General features: G+C 55.3%; 6 protein-coding genes and 1 pseudogene. 5 read left to right on the forward strand and 2 right to left on the reverse strand.

Annotation, left to right across the window (positions count from 1 at the left end):
• Positions 1-226, reverse strand: a 226-nt coding sequence (locus tag H627_RS0115030; protein ID WP_027829580.1) for a transposase, incomplete at its 3' end; no start/stop codon positions are given.
• 191 nt (positions 227-417) lie between these two features.
• Here H627_RS0115030 and H627_RS19865 point away from each other — a divergent pair.
• The 3 genes and pseudogenes from H627_RS19865 to H627_RS0115045 all read left to right on the forward strand — a co-directional run.
• Positions 418-620: pseudogene (locus H627_RS19865) on the forward strand (NlpC/P60 family protein); the annotation flags it as partial.
• Between the two features lie 186 nt (positions 621-806).
• On the forward strand, positions 807-1,667 hold the full coding sequence (locus H627_RS0115040; RefSeq protein ID WP_027829581.1) for a hypothetical protein: 861 nt from the start codon (positions 807-809) through the stop codon (positions 1,665-1,667).
• 72 nt (positions 1,668-1,739) lie between these two features.
• The gene (locus tag H627_RS0115045) at positions 1,740-2,909 is read left to right on the forward strand and encodes a GNAT family N-acetyltransferase (protein ID WP_027829582.1); all 1,170 of its coding nucleotides are present in this window, start codon (positions 1,740-1,742) and stop codon (positions 2,907-2,909) included.
• Here H627_RS0115045 and sfsA read toward each other — a convergent pair.
• Positions 2,900-3,634: a DNA/RNA nuclease SfsA gene (gene sfsA, locus H627_RS0115050; RefSeq protein WP_027829583.1), complete on the reverse strand. Its 735-nt coding sequence runs from the start codon at positions 3,632-3,634 to the stop codon at positions 2,900-2,902. The genes H627_RS0115045 and sfsA overlap by 10 nt on opposite strands.
• 123 nt (positions 3,635-3,757) lie before the next feature.
• Here sfsA and H627_RS0115055 point away from each other — a divergent pair, with 123 nt between their 5' ends.
• Positions 3,758-4,303 (forward strand): DUF308 domain-containing protein, encoded by a 546-nt coding sequence (locus H627_RS0115055; protein WP_027829584.1) that lies wholly within the window; start codon positions 3,758-3,760, stop codon positions 4,301-4,303.
• 205 nt (positions 4,304-4,508) lie between these two features.
• On the forward strand, positions 4,509-4,688 hold a 180-nt coding region (locus H627_RS19870), incomplete at its 3' end, for a helix-turn-helix domain-containing protein (protein ID WP_155827882.1).

The raw sequence follows: 4,688 nt of genomic DNA on the forward strand, positions 1-4,688 counted from the left end.
CCGCGTCAACCCACAACCGGAACCGACTGTAGATTGTCTTCCAGGGACCGTAACGCTCGGGCAAATCCCGCCAAGCTGCACCGCTGCGAATAAGCCATAATGTGGCGTTAAAAGCAGTACGATTGTCGACCTTAGGCGGTCGGCCGCGCGTTGACCGCTTTGGAAACAGATCAGCGATCCGTTCCCACTGTTCGTCGGTTACTTCATAACGTTTGGGTATAACCATCCTGCACACTCCGTTTTGTTTTTAACAAGAAGTATACAGGATTTCGGGATTTTCAGACACTCCCTAACCAAATCTGGTACCACCCGGGAAATAATCAATGGTTGAACGTTAACAATTCTGGCAAAATTAGCCACAGCGCTCCACAGACAGTAAAGTACACTGCGGCCACACTGTTTTGGACCGACATGTAAGCCAATGCTGGTTTGAAGAAAGTACCGTATGCCCAGTGCCAGCGCGGAGACTTGATCTTCTACCGCGAGGGTTGATCTGGCACGTCGCCATTTATCTGGGCAACAACCAGGTGATTGAATCCTGGCCGCCGAAGATCATGGTCCAGCCAATTGTTAACTCCCAGCGGTCTTGGATCGCCGGGGTCGGCCGACCGTTTATTTAATTCAATAAAGAACGAAATAAGCCGTTGTACGTTGTCCGTCATTGGGCAACGCCCAGCGGCTTTTCTGCTTCTTTCAACCCTTTTTCAATTCCCACAGTACTTGGTACCGCCGCCAATCCATGATAAAATCTGAACAGACAGGTCGCTGGGCATCAGACCAGTGACCGCCTAAAGGAGAGAATCCCCATGAAGAAGATTCTGATCGGTGTGGCCGCTGCCTTGGCGTTGTTCAGCCTGGCGGGGTGCCAACCCAAGGGTAATGACAGTGCGAGTGCGGCCTCGGCGCAAGCGGCGCAGACCTCGTCCAGCTATACGGCCATCATCCGCGGCGGCCGCGATGCCGTCAGCAGCAAGGCTTACGACCAAGCGCTGGGCTATTTCCAGAGTGCCCTCTTAACGAAGACCGGCGATAAGAAAGCGACGGCGCTGGTCAAGCAGACGAAGGCGCTGATCGAAGCGCAAAACAGCTTGAGCAAAAATAGTTTCAACGCCGCCAAATCCTCAGCCGCGGCCGTCAAGACCGTCACCGGCGGCGACAGCAGCCTGAACAGTGCCGCGGACGAACTGCTGACAACGATCAATAAGGTCCAGACCGCGTACAAGGCCTATCAAGGGCAATTGCAAAAAGCCCAAACGGCTTATGATCAGCAAGATTACGCCGGTGCCATCGCCACGCTGAATCAATTGGTCAACCAAAGCGACATTGCGGACAGTTATTACGCCACAATCTATGCCGGCGCGTTGAAACTGCAAGTTGGTGCCGTCAGCGCCCAGAACGCCAGCGGCGGCACTGCCGGCAACGGCAGCTCAGCCTCCTCGTCCAGCAACGCCGCCAGCGGTTCCGGTGAGTACAGCGTGAACAAGAACGATACGGAGATTAATGGCGAAAAAATCACCGCCGCCCAGATTCAGCAAGCCCGCAAGGATTTGCAGGCGCAAGGGATCGATTTCGCCTCGTGGTCCGACCTGGACATCATGAAAGCCATTAAGGTGGCCCATGCGGACGGCCGGACGAAGATCACGCCCCAGGATGCCGGGTTGAAGTAATCCCGTGTGAATGAATTCGCCCGTTGGCCGCCAGAGGGCCGACGGGTTTTTATGTAGAAATGGAGAAAAAACATGACAGACTATCGCTTGACCGGACCGGCCGCCCGGGAACAGTTCTACCAATTGTACTTATATGCATTCAACCGCCAGGACAGTGCCCGCCGGCGGGATTATTTCTTCCAGCGCTATGATCACGGTTGGATCTATGGGCTGCACGCCGGCGACCAGCTGGTCAGCGGCCTGTACAGCCTGCCCTTCACGGTGAACTTTCATGGCGTCAACTTCCGGATGAACGGCATCGGCGACGTCATGTCGGCCCCGGAATTCTCCGGCCGCGGCGGGGCGGGAACGCTGCTCCGGGCATCGTTGGCCGAAATGGCTGAAAAGCACGTGACGCTGGCGTATTTGGCGCCTTTCTCCTACGAATATTACCGGCGCTTCGGGTATGAGCAGGTCTTCAATAAAATGGTGTATACCATCGCGGGTAAGGACGTGCCGGCGTTTCGCGCTCAGGGGGACGGCACCGTCACCCGGCAGTCGCTGCGGCTGGCGTTACCGGCGCTCAAACCGCTCTATGCCCAGTTGGCGGAGCATTTACGCGGCGGCATGGTCCGGGAAGACTGGTGGTGGGAACATTTAGCCCTGGCCAACGACTGGGACGCCGCGCTGTATCAGGACGATGCCGGGCTGATGCGGGGGTACTTGCTTTATGAGCGCAGCGGCAGTACGCTGACCGTCCAAGAATGGTATGCCGCGGACCAGACAACGTGGACGCATCTGATGGCGTTTCTGTTGAAACACGGCAATACCTTTGCCACCTTGGAGTTTGCCGACCAAGACAGCCGTTACCGCGGGGATTGGTTCCCGAATCCCTATGTGCTGAAAGCGGCGGCGGAGCCGTTTATGATGGCCCGCATCGTGGACCTGCAAGACTTTTTCAACCGCTATCCCTACACCGGCCAGCTGGCGGATCTGGTCACCCTGGCCGTCACCGATGACACCCTGCCGGCCAACCAGGGTGTCTGGCGCTTGAGCGTTGCCGGGGCAGAGAAAATCGGCGATGATCCCGCCGCAGAGGCGGACATTTCACTTTCGATCCAAGTCCTGACCAAGGCTTTGTTCGGTACCCAACCGTTGGCTGCCTTAGTCAAAAGCGGCCGCGCCGATGGCGATCAAGACGCGGTTGTTCGGTTGGATCGGGTACTGCACCACGAACTGCCGATGCTCAACGATTATTTCTGAGCCTCTGCTAACGCTGCCGCCATGGAAAACGGGGCCTGCACGTCAAACGGAATAGGCTGGCCCAGGGTCATGGTACCTGGTGTGACCCGCGTACCGTAAGCCAGGACATGCGCCCCAGCCGCTTGGGCTTGGGCAATGGCCGCCGCCAGCGCCGGCTGCATCTCCCGGGCAATCGTCACCACCCGAATATCCGGAATCTGCACCAGAAACAGCAAATAGCCGTGATACCCCTGCCCCACTGCGGTGATCAGTTCTTCGACATGCTTCAACCCGCGCAGCGTCGGTGCATCGGGAAAAGCGGCCACATCATGGTGCCAAAGCGTTACGCCCTTTACTTCCAGAAAGAAAGGCTGCTGGCCGCTGCTGCCGAAAAAGTCGAAGCGGGCTTGTTGGAAAGTGGTCTCCGGCCGCACTAGTGTGATCTCGGCCAACCCTGGCAGTTTGATTTGATTATCCCGCAGGCCCTGGCCGACCACGGCATTGGGTGCCTGGGAGTCAATGTTGATCCAGCCCTTGGGAGTTTCTACCGCCACAAGATCGAAACGGGTCTTGCGTTTGGGATTCGCCGCCGGGGCCAGCGCCACGGTACGCCCGGCCACCAGAATGTTGGTCCGACCAGTGTTTTTCACGTGGACAGTGGTTTTTTCTCCTTGAATCACCACGTGGGCCACAAACCGGTTGGGCCGATCGATGAAGGTGCCTAAAATAATACCAGGATAGTCCATACGTCCTGACCTCTTTCCATACTTTGGACCGATTTGGCCCGTGCCTCGAACCAGGTATACTGAAGGTGACTTAAAAGATTGACTGTGTGCTTGAAAAATTGAAACCTGTGAGGAGTGAATTCCATGCAACAATTATATACTACGTTTCGTCGTTACAACTGGCTGCAATCCATTGTCAGTTTAGCTTTAGGGGTCTTGCTGCTGCTGGTGCCGAAGATTGTCACCAGTGCCGCCATTGCCCTGATTGCCGCCTACATTGCCATTCAAGGAATCATCGGGCTGGTGGCTGCAATTCGGGCCGGTAAGGATAATCCGATGCAGGATAACAAGATGGCCGAGGGGTTGAGCATCGGACTGATTGTGGTCGCCGTTGTCTTCTACCTGCTGGCCAAGCCATTGCTGGCGTCCTTGCCCTTTATCCTGGGCTTGATCCTGATTTTCATGGGTATCAACCGGCTGGTCAGCGGCTTCAGCCGCAACCGGACCTACGTAAACGTGACCCCCTGGCCCATGGCAATTTACGGCGCATTGTTGATCATCGCTGGAATCGTCTTAGTGATCAATCCTTTTGGCACGTTGATGCTGCTGTTCCGGTTCTTCGGCGGTACCTTGATTGCAATGGTCATTGTCGATTTCTTCACCGGTCGGTATTACAAGAAACAAGCCTAAGCTAAAAACAGAATAAAGCACGTCAGAAAAGCGGCTGTGGCCGCTTTTTTCTATTTTCTGCGAAAATTTCTTTACTTTTGGTAGCCGGATTTAAAATTGAAGTGCAACACCGATTGAGTTAGACCAATCGACCGGGTTGATTTAACAAAATAGGCCATGAAGACCTATCCTTGAAGCGACTAAACTACCAAGAAAGGTGACCTTCATGACCCACAATCAGTCTAACAGTCTCGGCTCGTACACTCAACTCACAGAGGGCGAGCGCGGAATAATTGATGCGCTTTGGCACTCCCATGAATATTCCATTCGCGATATTGCACACATCATCCATCATTCCCCTAGTACGGTAAGCCGTGAGCTTAAGCGCGGCCGAGTCCAGCAACGG

Origin of the sequence: Schleiferilactobacillus harbinensis DSM 16991 (genome assembly GCF_000425885.1) — a bacterium.
GTDB classification, from domain to species: Bacteria; Bacillota; Bacilli; order Lactobacillales; family Lactobacillaceae; genus Schleiferilactobacillus; species Schleiferilactobacillus harbinensis.

Coding starts and splice junctions, on each gene's coding strand:
- H627_RS0115040 (WP_027829581.1), top strand. CDS start 807: ATGAAGAAGATTCTGATCGGTGTGGCCGCTGCCTTGGCGTTGTTCAGC.
- H627_RS0115045 (WP_027829582.1), top strand. CDS start 1,740: ATGACAGACTATCGCTTGACCGGACCGGCCGCCCGGGAACAGTTCTAC.
- sfsA (WP_027829583.1), bottom strand. CDS start 3,634: ATGGACTATCCTGGTATTATTTTAGGCACCTTCATCGATCGGCCCAAC.
- H627_RS0115055 (WP_027829584.1), top strand. CDS start 3,758: ATGCAACAATTATATACTACGTTTCGTCGTTACAACTGGCTGCAATCC.